This window comes from Natronomonas amylolytica (assembly GCF_037031205.1).
Taxonomy (GTDB): Archaea; Halobacteriota; Halobacteria; order Halobacteriales; family Haloarculaceae; genus Natronomonas; species Natronomonas amylolytica.
In genome coordinates, this window is sequence record NZ_JAYEZM010000013.1 from 63,484 (window position 1) to 82,182 (window position 18,699).

The 18,699-nt window shown below is 58.8% G+C and carries 16 protein-coding genes; 10 read left to right on the top strand and 6 right to left on the bottom strand.

Features of this window, described 5'->3' with window-relative positions; all coding sequences use genetic code 11:
* Positions 1–278: 278 nt before the first annotated feature.
* The 6 genes from U5914_RS16020 to U5914_RS16045 all read left to right on the top strand — a co-directional run bounded on the left by U5914_RS16020 (position 279) and on the right by U5914_RS16045 (position 9,068).
* Positions 279–2,372: a vWA domain-containing protein gene (locus U5914_RS16020; protein WP_336136746.1), complete on the top strand. Its 2,094-nt coding sequence runs from the start codon at positions 279–281 to the stop codon at positions 2,370–2,372.
* Positions 2,372–4,147, top strand: coding sequence for a HEAT repeat domain-containing protein (locus U5914_RS16025; RefSeq protein WP_336136747.1), 1,776 nt, complete (start codon positions 2,372–2,374; stop codon positions 4,145–4,147). The genes U5914_RS16020 and U5914_RS16025 overlap by 1 nt, the downstream gene beginning before the upstream one ends.
* A gap of 85 nt (positions 4,148–4,232) precedes the next feature.
* Entirely contained in the window at positions 4,233–6,083 is a 1,851-nt protein-coding gene (locus tag U5914_RS16030; protein ID WP_336136748.1) for an ADP-ribosylglycohydrolase family protein, read from the top strand.
* Positions 6,084–6,086: 3 nt separating this feature from the next.
* Complete coding sequence (locus U5914_RS16035; RefSeq protein ID WP_211611397.1) at positions 6,087–6,560, top strand: hypothetical protein; 474 nt, start codon at positions 6,087–6,089, stop codon at positions 6,558–6,560.
* Positions 6,560–7,603 (top strand): PIN domain-containing protein, encoded by a 1,044-nt coding sequence (locus U5914_RS16040; protein WP_336136749.1) that lies wholly within the window; start codon positions 6,560–6,562, stop codon positions 7,601–7,603. Before U5914_RS16035 ends, U5914_RS16040 begins: the two co-directional genes overlap by 1 nt.
* A gap of 121 nt (positions 7,604–7,724) precedes the next feature.
* Complete coding sequence (locus U5914_RS16045) at positions 7,725–9,068, top strand: metallophosphoesterase family protein (RefSeq protein ID WP_336136750.1); 1,344 nt, start codon at positions 7,725–7,727, stop codon at positions 9,066–9,068.
* Between the two features lie 366 nt (positions 9,069–9,434).
* Here U5914_RS16045 and U5914_RS16050 read toward each other — a convergent pair whose 3' ends face one another.
* Complete coding sequence (locus U5914_RS16050) at positions 9,435–10,781, bottom strand: hypothetical protein (protein WP_336136751.1); 1,347 nt, start codon at positions 10,779–10,781, stop codon at positions 9,435–9,437.
* On the bottom strand, positions 10,762–12,636 hold the full coding sequence (locus U5914_RS16055; RefSeq protein WP_336136769.1) for a MoxR family ATPase: 1,875 nt from the start codon (positions 12,634–12,636) through the stop codon (positions 10,762–10,764). Before U5914_RS16055 ends, U5914_RS16050 begins: the two co-directional genes overlap by 20 nt.
* A 342-nt stretch (positions 12,637–12,978) precedes the next feature.
* Between U5914_RS16055 and U5914_RS16060 the strand changes: the two genes are divergently transcribed.
* Both U5914_RS16060 and U5914_RS16065 read left to right on the top strand, forming a co-directional pair.
* The gene (locus tag U5914_RS16060; RefSeq protein ID WP_336136752.1) at positions 12,979–13,926 is read left to right on the top strand and encodes an ArdC-like ssDNA-binding domain-containing protein; all 948 of its coding nucleotides are present in this window, start codon (positions 12,979–12,981) and stop codon (positions 13,924–13,926) included.
* A 90-nt stretch (positions 13,927–14,016) separates the two neighbouring features.
* Positions 14,017–14,832, top strand: a complete 816-nt coding sequence (locus U5914_RS16065) for a hypothetical protein (RefSeq protein ID WP_336136753.1) — start codon at positions 14,017–14,019, stop codon at positions 14,830–14,832.
* A gap of 13 nt (positions 14,833–14,845) precedes the next feature.
* Here the strand turns inward: U5914_RS16065 and U5914_RS16070 are convergent, their stop codons facing one another.
* Complete coding sequence (locus U5914_RS16070) at positions 14,846–15,649, bottom strand: DUF6036 family nucleotidyltransferase (protein ID WP_336136754.1); 804 nt, start codon at positions 15,647–15,649, stop codon at positions 14,846–14,848.
* A complete protein-coding gene (locus U5914_RS16075) occupies positions 15,646–16,572 on the bottom strand; it encodes a helix-turn-helix transcriptional regulator (protein ID WP_336136755.1) in 927 nt (308 codons plus the stop codon). Before U5914_RS16075 ends, U5914_RS16070 begins: the two co-directional genes overlap by 4 nt.
* 138 nt (positions 16,573–16,710) lie before the next feature.
* On the opposite strand from U5914_RS16075, the gene U5914_RS16080 reads away from it, so the two are divergent.
* A complete protein-coding gene (locus tag U5914_RS16080) occupies positions 16,711–17,034 on the top strand; it encodes a DUF6788 family protein (protein WP_336136756.1) in 324 nt (107 codons plus the stop codon).
* Between the two features lie 71 nt (positions 17,035–17,105).
* Here U5914_RS16080 and U5914_RS16085 read toward each other — a convergent pair whose 3' ends face one another.
* Positions 17,106–17,516 (bottom strand): helix-turn-helix domain-containing protein, encoded by a 411-nt coding sequence (locus U5914_RS16085; protein WP_336136757.1) that lies wholly within the window; start codon positions 17,514–17,516, stop codon positions 17,106–17,108.
* A 121-nt stretch (positions 17,517–17,637) separates the two neighbouring features.
* On the opposite strand from U5914_RS16085, the gene U5914_RS16090 reads away from it, so the two are divergent.
* Positions 17,638–18,228 (top strand): DUF8170 family protein, encoded by a 591-nt coding sequence (locus U5914_RS16090; RefSeq protein WP_336136758.1) that lies wholly within the window; start codon positions 17,638–17,640, stop codon positions 18,226–18,228.
* Between the two features lie 57 nt (positions 18,229–18,285).
* Here U5914_RS16090 and U5914_RS16095 read toward each other — a convergent pair whose 3' ends face one another.
* Positions 18,286–18,633: a Cdc6/Cdc18 family protein gene (locus U5914_RS16095; protein ID WP_336136759.1), complete on the bottom strand. Its 348-nt coding sequence runs from the start codon at positions 18,631–18,633 to the stop codon at positions 18,286–18,288.
* Positions 18,634–18,699 lie beyond the last annotated feature (66 nt).

The window sequence follows — 18,699 nt, forward strand, 5'->3', positions numbered from 1 at the left end:
TGTAGCGGTGGTTACATACTCATAATCCATCCTCTAGAGTATGATACTCCACCAAGCACGATATAAGGAACACTACGATGAGTCTTTGCTCTCTAATATCTGCTCTATCTTGCTAATTGGCGAAGCATTTATCACATCTTAGCGCACACTAATGAGTGTGAAGGTGGATAAAGACGCATCGTAATGATGGTTACTCCCCCTTCGTTTCCGGGGCGAGCGCACACACTATCGTCAACCACCCGTTGGCTGTCCGGGGAATGGCAGGCCACACAGATACCATGGATACGATGTACGCGGACATAGAGGACGGGAAGCGTCACGATATCGCAGTCGAATTCATCACTCGGCGAGCCATCGACTGCGACGGAGAACACGTCCACCGCTTGCTGGTCGTCGATCAATCGGGGAAGCAGTTCACGGTACTCGCCACGCCTGACAGCGAGGCGCTCCTGGGCCTGAAAACCGGGGCAACTCACCGTATCTCGGGGCTGCTGGGCGCTGCCCCTGTCACCTCAGCAGACGACATCAGGGCTGAGTGTCCTGATTGCGAGGGAAGGCTTCGACCAGGACAGGTCGTCGATGCAGCTGGAGCAGCCGTCACGCAGGCTGCGTCACAGCTCTCCCTCGACGAATCGTTCGGAATCATCGATACCAGAGCGACCGTCCGTCGCGTTCGGGATGACCGCTCGCTCGTCGACGACTGGACGCCGATGGACGACGACAGGTCGGTTACCCCACCCGACTACGTCTGTGAGTCCTGTGGGCGCCGCGTCGACGCGTACGAACTTCGGGAGACCGCCGAGGCCGATCAGATGCTCGAAAACCAGGTGATGGAGAGCGCATCACCGGCGCCAGCAAGTGCGGACATGGCGAGCCCGGAGACGGTCGGACTTGCCGCGGGCGGCGCGAAAGATGTGGCCAACTTCCGGGAAAACGTCGCGAACGGGTATACGCCACAGCCGGAGGCGATCAGCGACGAGGGGCTGTTCTACGACTATCACTTCGAGACGGGAACGCGGACCGAACCGGACGCCCTGTTCGCGCCGCGCTACGCGGCTGCCACGAGCGACCACCCGATCAGTGGGGAGACCGAGCGCTACCTGTCGGTGGGGCTGGACTCGACGCTCTCAGCCGACGAGTTCGAACGGCCGCGGCTGGATCTCGTCGCCGTCCTCGACGTCTCCGGGTCGATGGACAGCTCCTTCGACGCGTACTACTACGACGAACACGGGCGCAAGCGCGAGGCCGAGGATGATGCGGCGACGAAACTCGAAGCGGCGACCCAGTCGCTGTGCGCGCTTACCGAGCAGCTCCACGATGAGGACCGCCTGGGCGTCGTCCTCTACAACCACCGCGCCCACGTCGCGAAACCTCTCCGTGATGTCGGAACGACGGATATGCCTGCGATCCGTCGCCACATCCGCGAGATCGCTGCTGGCGGCAGTACGAACCTCGCGGACGGGTTCGAGGCGGCTGTCGACATGTTGGTCGGCGGGACGCCCAGTCCTGATGTCGAGCGCCGTGTCGTCTTTATGACCGACATGATGCCGAACACGGGGACGACGGGGGACAGCGAACTCACGCAGTTATTCGCGGACGCGGCCGCCGAGGGCGTCCACACGACGTTCGTCGGGATGGGGCTGGACGCGAATGCGGAGCTAGCGGACACTCTGTCGGGCATCCGTGGGGCGAACCACTACTTCATCCACTCGGCCGCAGAGTTCGAGCGTCGTCTGGGGGAGGAGTTCGACTACATGGTTACCCCGCTGGTGTACGACCTGAACCTCGACCTTGACGCAGACGGCTACGAGATCGAGGCGGTTCACGGATCGCCGTCCGCGGACGCCGAGACCGACCGCCTGATGCATGTCGGGACGCTGTTTCCCTCCGCCAAGCAGGATGGCGAAGCTCGGGGCGGCGTTGTCCTCGTCCGCCTCGAGCAGACGAGCTCGGACGCCGATCTCGATCTGGTCGCCTCGTGGACGGAACGGGACGGTGGTGAGTACACCGAGCGCGTCGCCGTCGACGTTCCCGACGAGTCCAGCACATACGCCCATGAGGGCGTCCGGAAGGCCGTCGCGCTCGCCAGGTACGCTCGCGAACTCCGGACGTGGGCAGCTGACCTCCACGACCGCGCTGACGCCGCGACTGGCGTTGACGACTGGTTGCTTCCCGACCAGCGCGGCCAGCACGAGCGCGAGTCCGTGCCATTGGTCGTTCCTGATCGATATACCGAGCGGTTCGACCAGCTTCGCAGCTACCTCGCAGATGAGATGGCAGCTGTGGATGATGAGTCGATGCAGCAGGAGGTGGAACTCCTGGAAACACTGTGTCAGCAGGCGCCCGCGACGCCGCGCGAGGTGAGTGACTAATGCTCGTGTTCGCGTTCGACCGTGACTGGACTGTCGACGTGAATCCACATCCCCGCCACGACGCCGTCCCGCTGGAGTGGGTGCGGCATCTCGCGCACGATACGCCGCACGCGGTCTACGCTATCGGGAATCAGACGCTGGCCGAGGAGGCCGCAATTCCGGGTGTCGTCGACATCGTCGGCCGCCACCCCGACGACTGGGGCGAGTGGCTCGGCGAGAAACAGCCCGATGGTCGGTACGAGCAGTTCCCACTCCGGCGCGAGCGGCTATCACTCATCGCCGACCTGCACCCGGACGCGGACGGCTACGTCGTTGTCGACGACCTCGATCTGAGTGATGTCGACGCGTGGGAGCACTACCACGCCTGGGAGTTCATTCCCGCGGTCAAACGAGGAGACATCCATCCCGACCTCCCATGGGTTCGTGACCTAATGACCGACGGTGGACTCCCGACGTCTGCCGGAATTATGCCTGCGAACGCGTCGATGCTGTCGTCGTTTCTTGACGACCACGCCGATGCGCCCGGATTCGAACTCACATACATCGATGATGGGGACGAACGAACACAGCTGTGCCACGACGTCTCCCTTCACGCGGTGACACTCGAACGCCCCTCGGCAGCGCCGGCGCTCCAGTGCACGCCGCTCGCCCCCGATAGTGACCAATTCACCGTTTCCGTCGACGCAATCGAGTTGCTCTCAGTGGTTGACCCCCCACCGAATCTGTACACGGCGGGCGCAGAGACGCCTGCCGAGGAGGCAACTGGGCTCCGCAGGCTCGCCGATGTGCATCCAGAGGCGGTCCGTATCTCAACGATCCTCGCTCTTCTGGATCGCGAAGACAAAGATCGGATTCGGGAGAAGGACGCAGTCCAGGCACTCCGTCGGGTGGCGGCAGTGCGCCCAGGGGACTGTACGCCGGCGATCCCAATCCTCCGGTCACTATTGGCACGTGACGAGCTACCCGCTCGGGCCGACGTGCTGGCCACTCTCCGAGCTATTGGTGATACCGATCCGGGGGCGATCGCTCCGCTCACCGACGAACTCGTACCGTATCTGCAGTCGAACATTGTCTCCGTCAGGCGTGAAGCGACCAGATGTATCGCCGCGATCGCCGAGGAAGACCCCGACGATGCTGTGGACGCCGTACCGTCGCTTGCAACGATCATTGAGGACGACGCCGACGGACTCCAGTACGCAGTGTACGCACTCTCGCGGATCACGCGCGAGTATCCGGAAGAAGTCAAACCGGTCGCCGAGACACTTGGAGAAGTCACCCTCCGTGACTCGTTGTCCGACAGCGTTCGGTTGAACGCGACCGCTGGCCTCGGCCGGATCGTGGGCGAGTACCCGAGTATCGCCGTCGAGATCGTCGACGACGTCGCGACCCTGTTCGACGTCGACAACCCCAAGCTCCGGAACAACGCGATCGGACTAATCGGCGACGTGGCGATCGTTCACACCGATGTGGTTGAGCCGTACATCGAGGAGATCACCGCATTGCTGACGGTCGAGGACACCTACACGCGAATCAATGCGAGCGGTGCTCTCAGCCGCGTAGCCGAGGACTACCCGGAGTCGGTCGAACACGTCACGCCGACGTTCGTGGAGTTGCTGTCGGACGAGAATCCGCTCGTCCGTGAGAACGCTTGCTGGGCGCTGGGGTACCTCTGTGCTCGAGACGCGACCTCGGCCCTGAAAGACCGAGTACGCGATGATGACAACGCCGATGTCCGCACGAGGGCATCGTGGGCGCTCGCCCGGATCAACGAATGAGACTTGTCTCAGCGTTTCGCTTGCTGACTCGGTTCGGAGAGTTCGCGAGTGCAGAATTATACGGGTGGGATGACATCGTGATTCCATGACAATTGAACGTAACGCAGAGGGATGTCTCCTCGGGTTGGCCTGCGGTGACGCACTAGGTCGACCAGTCGAATTCAAGAGCGTCGAGGAGATCGCATCCCAGCACGGCGAAGTGATGGAGATGCTCGGTCACGGCACGCACGGCCAGCCTCCGGGGACGATCACTGACGACACTGAAATGGCGCTCTGTATCGCGGAGAGTCTCGTCGACCGCCGTGGATTCGATCCGGCCGATGTGGCGGATCGATTCGTCGACTGGCTCGATTCTGATCCATTCGATATCGGACTGATGACGCGCGATTCCCTGTCACAGATCAGGCAGGGAACGTCGTGGGACGACGCTGGCGCGGACGTCTGGGAATCGCGTCCCGAGGGATCCAACGCCGGCAACGGGAGCGTGATGCGGTGTGCGCCGCACGCGATCGCGTTTCGGCACTTCGATTCAGAACTCACCCAGGTCAGTCAGCTTTCGTCGGCGATCACACATGCCGACCCGCGCTGCCAGTGGGGCTGTGTGATTCTCAACCGGACCCTTGCAAACCTGATTCGCGACGAACGCGACCCACTCGGGACCGCGCTCAAGGATACCTATAGAGCTCCCGACGAACTTCGAACGGCACTCACGCAGGTGCAGGAAGTCGTCACTGGCGACCGCGACTCGGCAGCGTTCGAAGCCCAGCTTGCGACTACTGGATACGTCGTCGACTCGCTCCAGGCTGGGCTCTACTATGGTTTGACCGCTGAGTCCGCCGAAACAGCGATCGTTCAGGCGGTGAACAGCGGTGGCGACACGGACACTGTCGGTGCGATCGCCGGCGCTGTCGCTGGTGCTCGATTCGGGTCGACTGACATTCCGGATCGATGGACCGAAGAGATCGAGGAAGCTAGCCGCCTCAAGCGATTAGCACAGCGATTGCTGACGATCCGGATGCAGATCCCCGGCAGGGGATACACGACTATGGATGACGGGACGCTCGTTTTCAAGGAACGCACAATCGAGGGACCTGCGTACATTTCCGCTCGTGAATTTCAGGAGGCGACTATCGGACACCGTCCTCATCCCGCGCCACATCGCACTATCAGAACGGCGTACCATGAGATGACGCCGGCGACGGCTGCGATGCTCGACTGGGAACGGCGAGCGTACGCGGTCGACAGTGGTCGATGTTCCACCTACGTTGGCCCACAGATCGACCTCGATGCGGAACCGGGCTTCTCGCAGCCGACGCTCGTCCCTATGCCACAGTATCCATTTGTCGACGCCTTCGATGAACTCCCCGAACAAGACCAGCAACGAATCAAGCATGATGGACAGGCAGCAGCGGACGCGTTCGTTCGGGCGTACGCGGCGTTCGCAGGAATTCGCCACCCGATAACTGAAACCGAGACCGACACGGTCGGCATCGAACGCATGGATCCGATTGCGGGGGCGACGCGAGTGCTAGTCGGCACGTTCGCCGACGCTGGCGAAGCGTTGTTGCGAAGCAACGAGAGCGGTGGCTACGACTCGCCAGCGGAGATCGAAGCAGCCTTCGATATCTCGATTGCTGAGGAAATTATTGCTGACCACCCACGTGCGGTCTACGAAGTTGCCGAGATCTTCCCGCAATTAGCAAGCGGTGCGAGCGCTATTCTGGATTACATCACGCAGCTTCGTCTCCCGCAGCAGCAACAGACGTTGACGGACACCAGTCCAGAGGCTCAGCTTGCGGACCTCCGTGATACGGCCCACACGATGGTCGGAGAACTCCACGTTATGTACGAATCGCTTCGACGAGTAGCAGTCCGGCATCCGGAGATCGAGCACGAGCAATGGCAAGCTAGCACCGCTCAGTCGTGGGGTCGATGAGCAATGGTCGATGCGTGGCTCACAACTATGAGCACGAACCTGGAGGCGGTCATCAATCCTCTCATCGCGGCCTGTGAAGAGGGATTCCTCCCTGACGAACTGTACGTGCTGGATAATCCTGGCGTCGGTGACCAGTTCGACGACATCACGTCTATGATGGAGCGTGTGGTCGTCGAATACGGCGGTGAGGACCCGGACCTTTCCGTGACGCACCTTGAAACGGAGACTGATTTTCAGGGTATCGTCGAGCACTTCCGTGAACCGATTGCTCAGATACAGGATGAGGGGGGTACGGCGGCGGTTGACGTCACTCCCGGTCGAAAGTTTATGTCGGCGATCGCGTTTCAGGCGGGGATTCAGTTCGAGGCCGACCACGTCTTCTATCTCTACGTCTCGAACAACCGCTTCTACGGTCGTTTGTACCCCGATGTCCCCAGACCTGTTGTCGAACTCGTCGACTTCCAGGAGGTCTTCTAATGCAGCTTGCTCGCCACCACATCACGCATCTCCTCAACGCACTGTACACGGAGGGCATTACGTCGGTTAGTGTTCGGCACCCGTGTGAAGAGATCGGAGAACTCCTCGAAATCGACCTTTCCGATCCCGTCGCAACCACGGTCCGATTCACGCAGGGCGCGCTCACGTACCAGGATTCCCGCGAGGAACTCCACACGACGTACGGCGAACAGGCATACGACGACCTGCCTGACAAGGATACCTACATCCGAGCGCTCGTTGCTGGTGGCCTTGTCGACATCGAAAACCGCGAGGACGTGGAGACGTTCTTCCGCCGACAGGGGCATCCCGATCTTGACGCTGGCCATCAGGCTGTGGCCTTGGGCATCGATACGAACCTCCTCGCCTGGCGGATGCCGGATGTACTCCGACTGGATCCGGAGCGATACAGTGACGACAAGGGACGAAGCCCAGTCAATGGCTTTGCCCTCGCGACGGGTATCTACGAGGAACTCAACTGGCATTACAATCACTACGAGACGCGAGCCCTCGAGGATGCGTTCGGCTCCGAGTTCGCACGTCTGGACAATCAGCCGGCTGGGGCGAATCGTGAAGGATTCCTCGGGCTCTACGAGTACCGCCGTCTCCGCGACCATCGGTATGCGGATACGATCGAGAGTGAGACGGGCGACGAAGCCATCGTAGACGCCTACGCGGAGTACGACCAAGATAGTCGAAAGCGAGTTATTCTCCTCAGCAACGACCACGGGTTCGTTGAGCTGGCCCGTGAGGAAGGGGTACTCGCGCAACATGTGAGCTTCCCAGTTGATATTCCACGGAAGGTGACCGTTACATGGGACGAACTGCAGGATGCGCTTTACACGCTCTCAGTGCTGTTCGGCGTTTTGCGACTCCCAAAGGTAACACTATACGGGGTGTGGAACGGCAAATCTGGGGAGGATTGGCAACGCCGGCGTCTGGATGTCGATTGTCGAAGCGAGAACGTTCGTGAGAAACTGCGACGTGATCGTGCAGTCACAGCTGAATACGAGGCGACGAAATGAGCTCAATCCCAGAATTGTCGAAAAACATTTTGACAAATACGGAGGTCTATCGATAATGGGTAACTCAGGCGGTCGGACTTTTTGGGCTACGATTGACCGACTCAGTAATCAAGGGAATGGCGTGGTTGAGAAGGACGATGGTAGCCATTTCATTGTCGGCCCAGTCCGGGAAGAGGCGGTAGGGAAGACGGTCGAAGTTCGGATGGTTGGACCGAATGAGGCCGAACTTGTGGACTCTGATTTGCGGAAGGACGTGTACGCTGAACGAACAGAATCTACGGATTCCGACCTCTCAGAGGGCGATATCGTTTCGGGGCGCATCCTCAAGCAATCCGCCGAGGGAGTTCCTTTACTTGAGAAGGAGGGTATCCGCATCGAAGTTCCCGGAGCAGAGCTTAACGAGGAGGTCAAAATCAAAGTGAAGGAGATCTCTGGATCTAATTCACAATGGGCCACAGCTACCGGTATCCCTGTTAATCAGGACATCGCTACAGACGATGGCCACGAGGGCTCAGTCATAGGAGACGTCGAACTGTATGATGAACTGCCCACATCCTCCTCGGGACCGGTCGCTTGTCCTGTTTCCGGCTGTGAATACACAGGTGAACCAGCATCGGTGGCCGGACATGTGAGTGGCAAGCGGGACTCACAACATGATTGGAGTCAGCTTGGATACGCTGGTGCAAATGCGTACAAGCGTACGATCTCGACTACTGGCCACGAGCTGCAGTCGCAGACATCTCTGCTGCATCTCTCAGACTCTCATTTAGGAGCGTCACTAACCAAGACGGGAGAATATTCGTCCGACAGCCGGTGTCTAACGGGCTTCCGCCGTGCGATAGACATCGCGATAGGGCGCGAGGTTGACGCTGTACTCAATACTGGAGATCTCTTCCATAATGACCGACATGGTATCCCTAGCACGGTGAGAGACGAAGCACGGGACCAACTCACACGGTTGGCTGAGCGAGATATTCCCTTCTATTCGATAGACGGGGACCACGAACGCGATGCCGGTCGAGAAGTTCTCAAAGAGTTCGAACGAGACGGGCTCGTTACGCAGCTTAACGAAACGACACAGCTAGTCGGTCAGGGGCTGGCCCTCTATGGTCGTGATTTCACACCGGCTACGGGATGGGAGTCTACAAGCTGGTCACCCACTTCCCCCTCCACCGATCGGTTCGGTATCGCTGCAATTCACCAATCGATCAAGCCGATTAGCAATAGTGATTGGCCCGAGTGTACGGTCGATGATGTTGTCGCAATTGTTGGGCCTCACGTCCATGCGATCGCTGCTGGGCATCTCCACCGCACGGGTATTGATTGGAACGAGGGACTCCCCTTCGTACTCGGCGGGACCACGGAGCCCCAGCGAGCCCGTCAAGCTTCGATCAAGCCCGTAGTCGGACTCTTCACTCAAGACGGGAATTCGCTTCGCCATCAGCGGGTTCAACTCACGCTTTAGCACTTAATAGATTCATTGCACAGTTTGCCGTGTTCTACCGTCTTCACTCCGAACGCAACTTGTAACGTCTCCCAATTCAACCGCTCTGCAGACACAAGGGTACATTGTGAATCCTCAGATATTGGCTCTAACAAGAGCGGGATACAAGGGAAGAGACCGTCCACGAGTACGGATTTCCCTAAGAATACATCCGAAGTCGTGACTGCTGGTGTCGTTTTAGAGAATAATTCAGGACGTAGGAAGCTGTTCTCAGGAGATATTGATCGATTCGCGGTATCCACATTACCGGGATTCCACGCTACAATCAAGAGACGAGGATTTCACGAAAGTGCTTTTTTGGGATGTGTCCGGCGATTATGACTCATTTCAACCGCAGATATCGGGCGGAGAGTACAACCAATTCAGACACTCGGCTTCATTGAGGTTGTTCGCGTGAAAATGGCGGATCTGATGCTCGGAGATTGACCACGGGGCACCATCAGTAATCACCATACCGACGATTCGAACTTCCTCCCTGTCAAAGAGATATTCATCCGAATCTATTGGCCACGAGTAGAATCCTTTCTGTTGAGGACGAGCGAACTGCAGATACTTATTCAACTCGAGAATACCCTCAGAAAGCGTTTGATTGCCCGCAGTATATTTCACTTCACCGATAACGATATTGGTCGGATACGCTCGATCCTTTGGTCGTAACTCGACGATGAGATCCGGGCGACCCTGATATATTGGTTTAATATTATCATTACTCGTCTGACGCTTATGAGATTCGTGTGCATCTTTGAGGCGTTTGAGATAGGTATCCTGGGGCTGCTCTGGGAATTTCTCTCGAAACTTTAGGTGCCCAGTTGCGTCGTGATATACGCGGAGCTCCCATTTGTCTGAGCGGCCGTGTGCAATGGGTCCGCTACCGGTTTCGATCGGCTGCAGCGTGATATCGAAGCCTTTTCGTAATTCACCAAGCAGGCGGAAGGTACAGACCAATTCAAACAACCGAGTGGTCTTGGGGACTGTAAGCGTTTCATGCAGTAGCTGTGTCACCTCATCGTCATCGAACTCGTTATCGAGGAGCTTCTCGTAGCGACGATACAGCTCAAACGCCCGGTAGTACAGCTTCTGTCGTGACCGTCGAGCGGCGTTAAGTTGGCGGGGTCGCAAGACAGTGTTGTGATCAGCCTCGATCCGGTCAACATGAACGTTCTGATCGAACAGCCGAATGAACGACTCGATTTCGTCGTCGTCCCATAGATCCCGCCGCCAGTCCCGGTCAATTGCCAGCAAATCCTGTTTCGCAGTCTGTGCTAGGATTGATAAGAACGTCTTGAGAACGATGTTCTCCGGAAGCTGATACTCCGTATATGGTGTCCGTGTTACGAACAGGGCCTTATCTTGGGGATTTCGTGCATAGCGTTCCCGAATGGTTTGGCCCCAATCAATCGCACCTCGGATCTCGCCCCGTCGCTGTTCGGCCTCGACCTCATTAGCCGTGCGGACGCGTCGCAATCGACTCTCCAGCTCAGTTACGTACCCGCGAACGTCCTCAGAAAGCGCGAATCGAATGGCTTTCAGTCGGTCAAAGTCGGCGATCTCGAACCCCGAGATATCGAGCGCATGCGCGACAACGGATTGATCGATACGGCTACCACTGCCGAGATACCCGATTAACTCTCGTTTGACCTCGTCGATGAGCTCGCTACGTTCCGTCTTCGGCATCCTCGAACTCGATCCCGAACATATCTTCAGCGGTTCGCTTCAACAGCGTCATCTTCAGTTCCGGCTGCGTCGCGTTGGCAGTAGTCTCGGGTGCATCTTTTGTTGGATCGGCTTCGGTGTCAGAATCGGATCTTTCCTCGAGGGGCTGGTCAATGTAATCCCGGTATGTATTGAGTTTTCGAATAGCATCTTTCTGGTCCTCTGGTCGCATGCCTTCGAACTGCGGGAAAACCGTCGAGACAACCGCGTAGGAAAGCGCTTCGGCAACTGACTCACTGTCATCGTACGCAGCAACGTAGGAGACGATATCTTCGATTATCGCAGGGCCGACAGGCCGTGATTCATTAATATTCGCCCAGAGCACGGCGAGTTGCGTATAGAGCTCGACCAGTGTCTCATGGAATTGAGTCGGTTCTCCGTCCTCGATCCAAGCATCTGGATAGTTGTCAACCGTAGCATCTGGCTTAAGGAGCCAGGCCCGAACATTCGAATTCTCGTCGAAGAGAGCCGGAACTCCGACGTGAATGAAGCTGAATCGCCGCATAAACGCATAGGACATCTCATACAGCGACGCTTTATCCGCCGTGTTCATCGTGCCGATCAGCCGCCATGATGGGGTGACGGGGTATCGATCCGAGTCTGCGGCGATCCGAGTTTGCTGTCTCGCGTCAGTATCCTCGTCGACCCATTCGATCTGTATAGGGTTATCACGCTCGTACGGGAGCTCGACGGAATCTTCCGAGAGAACGGAGAATACCTGCCCAAACGCTTTGTCGATATCGGAACGGTTCAGTTCGTCGATGATCAGCCATTGATTCGTCAACTCTCCGTCGTCAGTACGGAAGCAACGCAGGAACTGACCGGGTGAGAATTCGAGTGCTCCGTCATCCTGTTGTGCTGTGGGCATATAGCCACCGATGGTGTCATAAGCTGTCCATTCGGCCGTTGCGGTACTGAATATCCAGTCGTCGATCTGATCGGCGGCAGACGCAACCGCCTCCCGACTGAGCTCCTTGGCTAATTTCGACTTGCCTGTGCCCGGTGGCCCCGTGAAAATGATGTGTTTCCCCGAATTGAGGGCAGCGTTGACTTGGTCGAGTAGATCGTCATTATCGAAGTAGAGGTCGTCTGGGGTCGAAACATCGAACGACGGGGGATCGACAAGGCTTGCCAGTTTTGAGGATTGTTCTGTGGCTCCCCGGTTGGAGGACTTCTCGAGTGCTTCCGCAAAGATGTCTGTAAGCCGGCGCGCAAAGTCCTGAGGTACCCGTGACAGATACTCCTGTCCTGGTTGGACAAGTAGTGGAAGATCATCTTCAGTACCGACTGATAGCAGCGCTCGCTCAATGGTCGAGCGGTGGACGGGTGATTCAAACCGATTCAGGTGAACTGGCGCTCGAACTTTCCGTTCCGCCCCCTGTTCAATTTTGATCGTTTCGGCTGCGACCGCCGAATAGCCAATAACCTCTTTGTTATAATAGTGGAACACGACGTCGCCTACCGCTGTCGACTCGACGGTGTCCCCGGCTTTTGTACCGACAGTCGCTTCCAAGTATGCGTTGCCACTCTCGACGTTGGTCGGCGGGTCGAGTTCCTCACTCTGTTTTTGTGTGGCCCAGTAGACGTCGTGATCCTCGAGTAGTCGATACAATTCGCTAAAGTCGGCTAATTCACGCCGGCGGCTGAACTGTCGGTCAGAGGTCTCGACCAGTGCCATAAGATCGTCAGCCGACCATGAGAGATCCTCATCGGTAATGATGGACGCAAGAATTGTCCGATAGTCTGCCTTGCTTGTCGATTTACCTCGAAGATCTTCGACGGTCCATTGAACGAATTCGCCCCGGAGCGCTGGCATCTCGTATCGGCCGCCAACGACCTCAGTAAAGTCAACGATCCAGTTGACATCAACAAAATTGGGATGTTGAGACTCGCGATCATAGAACAGTCGGCGGCTCTGGGCCGGCGAGTGGTAGTACTGGCTCGTGACGACACCGATGCCGTAGCTTTCGCGGGATCGACCGCCCTTCGCCAGCGACGTCGACCGGTTCGACGAGTTCCTCGAGTACCTCGTCACGGTCGGCTTCGCGGACGAACGCCACGAGCTCCGCTGACCGACAGAGCGGTTTTTGAACGCCCCTGAGGGGTGCGGCGCGGTCTGAGCAGACGCAGTCGCCGTGAATTCGATTCGGTGAACACAATGGCTACGACTAGTGACTCGTCGGTCTCCTTCGACCAGACCGACACGCGATCAGACGAGATGAACAGCACTATCGAACAGTGGATCGACGACCTCCTCGCCGGCGTCGACGACGCGCAGGCCAGCGAAGAGTTCCAAGAGTGGCTCGATGTCCAGAATCGTTTCCACGACTACTCCTACCGGAACACGCTCCTGATCAAGCGGCAGTGTCCCGAGGCGACTCGGGTGGCGGGCTACCGGACGTGGCAGGAAGAGTTCGACCGCCACGTCACGGAGGGGGAGTCGGCCATCTGGATCTGGGCGCCGATCATCACCACGCAGTGCCCGGAGTGCGAGAACTCGCCGAGCTACCACGAGGACAGTGACTGTGAGTACGACGAGACGCCACCCGAGAAGTGGTCCGAGGGCCTCGTCGGGTTCAAGCCTGCGCCGGTGTTCGACGTCTCCCAGACCGAAGGTGAGCCGCTTCCCGACCTGGACACGGAAGCGACCGGGGACGCCGGCGACCTCGTCGGTCGGCTGACTGGAGCCGCCGACGAACTTGGCGTGACGGTTCGGATCGTTCCAGCCGAGGAGTGGACCCACGGCGAGGCGAAGGGCATCTGCGAGCAGCTAAGCCTCGTCGACGTCCAGCCGCTCGTCGAGGTGCGTGATCGGGAGAACGAGGCCGACCTCGCGCGGACGCTGATTCACGAGTACGCCCACGCTCTGCTCCACTTCGACGTCGACAACCACACCGAGCGAGCGAAACGCGAAGTCGAGGCCGAAGCCGTCGCGTATGTCGTCGGGCGGTACTGCGGGCTCGACACCAGTGGGTCAGCGTTCTACCTCGCAGCCTGGGAGTCAGACGATCCCGGGGTCGTTCGCGAGCGGCTTGGACGGATTAGTTCCACAGCAGAAGAGCTCATCGACGTGCTCGAAGGCGAATCCTCGTCCCAACCCAGTTAACCAACAGAGTGATGGATTCCTTCCGCTCTGTTGGTTAAGTTTTTCTGCGCCCGCCGAGGGGCGGAGGCGCGTTCTGACCTCCGTCGAATGATGACTGACCGCTATCTCACGACAGTCCTCGAGGAAGCTGAGCACGTTGCCGAGCAGCATGACCAGGTCGCTCGAACGACAGACAACCAAGCCCACGAGTGCCTCCGATACGCCGTTCTTCGGGTGCTTGAAGGCGAGGCGGACCACCTCCCAGCAGACTGGACGCCGATCAACGGCGTGACCGTCGGCTACGGGAGCGACGAGGCGATGTACGACAGCTGGAGCTCCAGCGAAGACTGGTGGGAGACCGTCTCGCCGCAGGAGGCGTGTACCCGCTTCCGGGTGTTCTTCCCGGACGACCACCGGACAGTTCCCCGTGACATCGTCGACGTGATGGCTGCGCTGGGTGCCTGGCGCGTCTGGACTGGGTGCGCAGCCGCGTGCGGCTCCTACGACCATCGCGAGCGCCGCGAGGTCCACTACCTGTGGCCGGAAGGCCATCCGGTGGAGGAAGTGCTCCACGAGCGGCTCAGGGGGCCTGCGGAAGCCGTCGCTCCCGACGGTGGCCGAACGGGCGACGTTCGCGACCGACTTGTCGTCGACGAGAACGCAGAGTCACAGGACGATCTCGAGCCCCGCACGAAGCGTGCTGTCGCCGAAGCGATGGACGTCTCGCTCCTCTCGAAAGGTGGCCGCTACGAGGTACAGTCTGCGTCCGGGAACCGGTACGAAGTCGACGTCATCGACGAATCGTGTACCTGTCCCGACTGGCAGCAGCGCTCACCCGAGGGCGGCTGCAAGCACCTGCGTCGCGTCGATCACGAGATCAAACGGGGCCGCGTGCCCCGACCAGACGGCCGCCTTCCTTCCACGTAGGGTAACGATTGAGCTACTCCACGGGACGGACTGTGTCGCCATCTCGTTGGACCCGGTCGAACGTTGAGAGATACGCGATCCGGTCGTGAATTTCGTCGGTATCCAGCTCCAGTTCGGCGGCCAGTTCGTCGACGGCCATCGGCTCGTCGAGTGCCTGGAGGACTTCGAGCCCCCGGTAGTACCTATTCGTGAGCTCCTGGACGTGGGCCTCGATGGGCGTGGTCACTCCGTATCGCTCCTCGAGTTCGCCCAACGCCTCGTTCGCGAACGTGGCGAACTGATCGTCCCCCAGGCGTTCGATCTGGGCTTCGAGTTCTTCACCGACGACATCGTAATCGAGGCCGACCTGCACGAGCATATTCATGTCCTCGATGTCGTCGTCGCGGCCTGCGATCGCCTTGAACAGGAAGATATCCTCGTTGCTGACCAGCCGGACCGTCAGTCGATCCGTGTCGAGGAACGGCTCGCTGCGCTCTTGCATCCCGTCGGTGAGCACGAGCTTGTTCGCGACCTGCTGGTTGAAGATGTCGAGGCGACACCCGTCGTCGTTCTCGACGCAGCTCGTCGCCCCCAGCGCCCGGTAATCTGGATCCAGCGACTGGACCTCCGCATACCCGAGGTCCATCAGGACGGCCCACAGCTGGCCGTACGCGTCGCCATCTGGGACGACCAGGTCGATATCTTTCGTCGCCCCCTTGAGGTCGCGCAGCGACATCGCGCCACCACCGATCAGGTAGACCGTGAGCGGTTCAGATAGCCCGTTCCCGATTCGCTGGAATTCGTTCTCGATGTACTCGCGTCCGAATGTGGGTCTCATTGTGGTAGTGGCACCTCGTAGTCAGCCGCCAGCTCCTGAAACTCGTCCCACTCCGGGAGCCGGTCGTCGTCGACCTCGCCGTGCGTCTCGAGGTAGCGGAGCAGGGCGTCGATTTCGTCTTCGAGACCATACTTCGTCGCCTGCTCTCGGAGGTCCGCCTCGTCGACGTCGACGTGGCTGAGCAGGAGGAGACAGTACGAACGGTGGCGGCTGCCGTCGTCGATGAGCAGCGTGTGACAGCAGAGCTCCGCCGGCGAGACTGCGTCGAGGTCTTCGGAGTAGACGTAGTAGCGGTGGCCGGTGAGCAGGAACTGAAGGTCGAAGGCCGTGAATCGAGCGAGGCCGGTTTCGTGGAATCCCTCTGCCTCGATCTCCGTCTCAGCCTGGGCGAGGAATTCGTCGTAGTCCTCCCAGAGAATCGTGCCCTTCGGGGCGACGGCTTCGAGGCGCTGGCGATGTAGATGGTGTGCGAGTTCACGGGCGAACTCGTGGAGGCGGTCGAAGTCGGCGTTGAACTCGTAGTGGCCGTCGACGGTCCCGACAAGCCCACGGTCGCGAAACCGCTTGAGGACCCGGTTGACCGTGTTGCGGTAGTTGTCGCTCCGGTCGGCGATCTCGGAGACGGTTCGCGGCTGGTCGAGGTAGTACAGCACCTCGAGTGCCTTGCCGGTCAGCAGCTCGGGGAACTCGATGTGGGAGTGCTGGCGGACGAGGTCCTGATAGAGTTCGACGGCACGAGCATCCGACGGGACGACTCGTTTTCGCCGCCCGTCGCGTTCCGTGTAAACGAGCCCCTTCTCGACGAGGTCGGCGACAGCACGAGAGAGGTAACTCTCGCTGTGGTCGAGCTTCGTCGCGAGCTCAGAGATCGTGTCGCCGCGGTCGACCGTGGCGAGGACCTCCAGTTCGATGCGCCGGAGCACGGTGTAACATAGTACGAAACTTGTATATAAAGAAGTTTCGAGTAGTGTTACAGTCAGCAGGCACGAGAGTCGTCTCCATCGTCTTAACCAACAAAACTATGGGCTCGTGGGTCGTGTTGGTTAACACGAGAGTAGCCGATGTCCTACGAACCCCCGACCCCACCGGCGAACCTCCCGACGGAGATCGTCAACACGCTCAACGAGTCGGATCCGGAGCAGCTCCGAGATGTTGCGACGTACGCTGAAGCGCTCGCCGAGCACAAGGAACGGGAGGCCCGTCTCGAGGAGTCGGCAGATCAAGAAGAGGTCGAAGAGCGACCGGACGATCTCCCGGACGACGTCCCTTCGAAGGCCACGATCACGATCAAGGAGATCAACGACAACCGCTACTACTACTGGCAGTGGCGAGAAGGAGAGAAGATCCGGTCCCAGTACAAAGGTCCCGTCAGTCCCGACGAGTAGACTGAATAGCGCCACAGTTGAATGGGCAGTTGTTCGGGGTGACACCCCGTTCGCGAAGTGAAGAGAGGCTGTTAGCGATCGGGTCGCGGGGCAGTCTCGTAGCGTTTGATGTCGTCGGTCTTCTCCACGCGGTCGTAGATCTCTCGAAGCGTGTCTTGTGCCCGGTGGAGCTTATGCTCCTCCAGGAACTGTCGACCACTCTCGCTGATTCCGTAGAACTTGTACGGCAAATCGTTCTGCCGGCGGTCATCCGGCAGGAGCACTTCCTCGATGATACCGGCGTCAACGAGCTGCTGGAGGTGCTGGCGAATCGTCGTCTGGCTCTTGCTCGGGTTGACGTAGTCGAGTTCCTTCAACGTCGGTAATTCCGACGGATGCCCAAGAATGTCCTGGAGGAGCGCGAATCTCGTCTCTTGGGTAACGACGTTGAGCCGCTCCCGAACGGACTCCAGATCGCTTGGCGGGTGATCGGAAGTACTCATTACCTGGTTATTCGAGTAGTGCGTGCAAAAGCGTTTCGTCTAAATACGAATCGGTCTGAAGCGATACGGTCGCCGATGCGTTCGCCACATTAAAGCAGGATACGGGAAAATTCCTGCTCTAATGAGTGAGGATCCGGTCACTATCGACGAACTCGCTGAGAAAGCGGACGAGTATCTTCACGAGGCCTCACTCACACCAGAGGAGTACGAAGCGTTGAAACAGAGTGTTTCGGAGCTCACGCCGATATTCTCAGCTGAGAATTCGTACTTCGTCCTTGGCAGTTACGGACGTCCCGAAATCCGTCGCCTCCAGCTCGTGAAAGATCGCCTCAACAGGCAGCCCAACGCGTACGCGTTCCTGATGGTCGACATTCGGAGCGAGTGGACGAACACCTACCTCAAGTTCCGGCTGCTCGCCGATTACACGGACCTCATCGTGGGCGTCGCCGAACACGCCCAGGGCGGCTTCCTCGTCGAACAGGGCTACTTTACTGCTCTCGAGGAGTACTTCACGAAGACTCACGTGTTCAAACGCGAGTATGACTCGTTGGATGCGGACGCGATCGACACGGGCATTGATATCGACAACCCGTATAGCGGAATGCAGACGGCAATCTTCGAGATGCTCGACGATGCTGGGCGTCTCTGTCAGTGGACGTCTGAGGACGCCCTCGTCGAGTGTGCCGAGGCTCTCGTAAGTGGTCAGGAATAACTCGTAGGACACACCCCCCGTTTTCGAGTAGTAAGTGCGGAGAGAATAAGGGCAAGATTAGTTCTTGCTGCGGAACTGCTTCAGACGCTCACGAACAACCGCGTTGATAGTCGCCTCTTCGTGAGCTAAATCACCGAACCGCGAATCCTCACGGATCGTTTCCATAATCGTTTCCGGATCCTCAGAGAGGGAGAAATACATATGCACTCCTCTATCTCGACCCTTGCCTCGGCGCTCGAAGTCCAACACACCGTACGTACTCTGCTCAGTCACGTGGTTTACGAACGTCTCGCGACTGTACTGATCCGCACCCATCGTATCAGCAATGAATTGGTACGTCTTGAACGCGGGTCCAGCGGGTATCCACTCAGGATGTTCTCTTGCGTAGTTGGCAGTCGCCGCCACGGCGTAGATAGAGAGTTTCTTTTGAGTCGAAATCCCGCTAATATGGCGGAGTTTGCGATTTTCAGT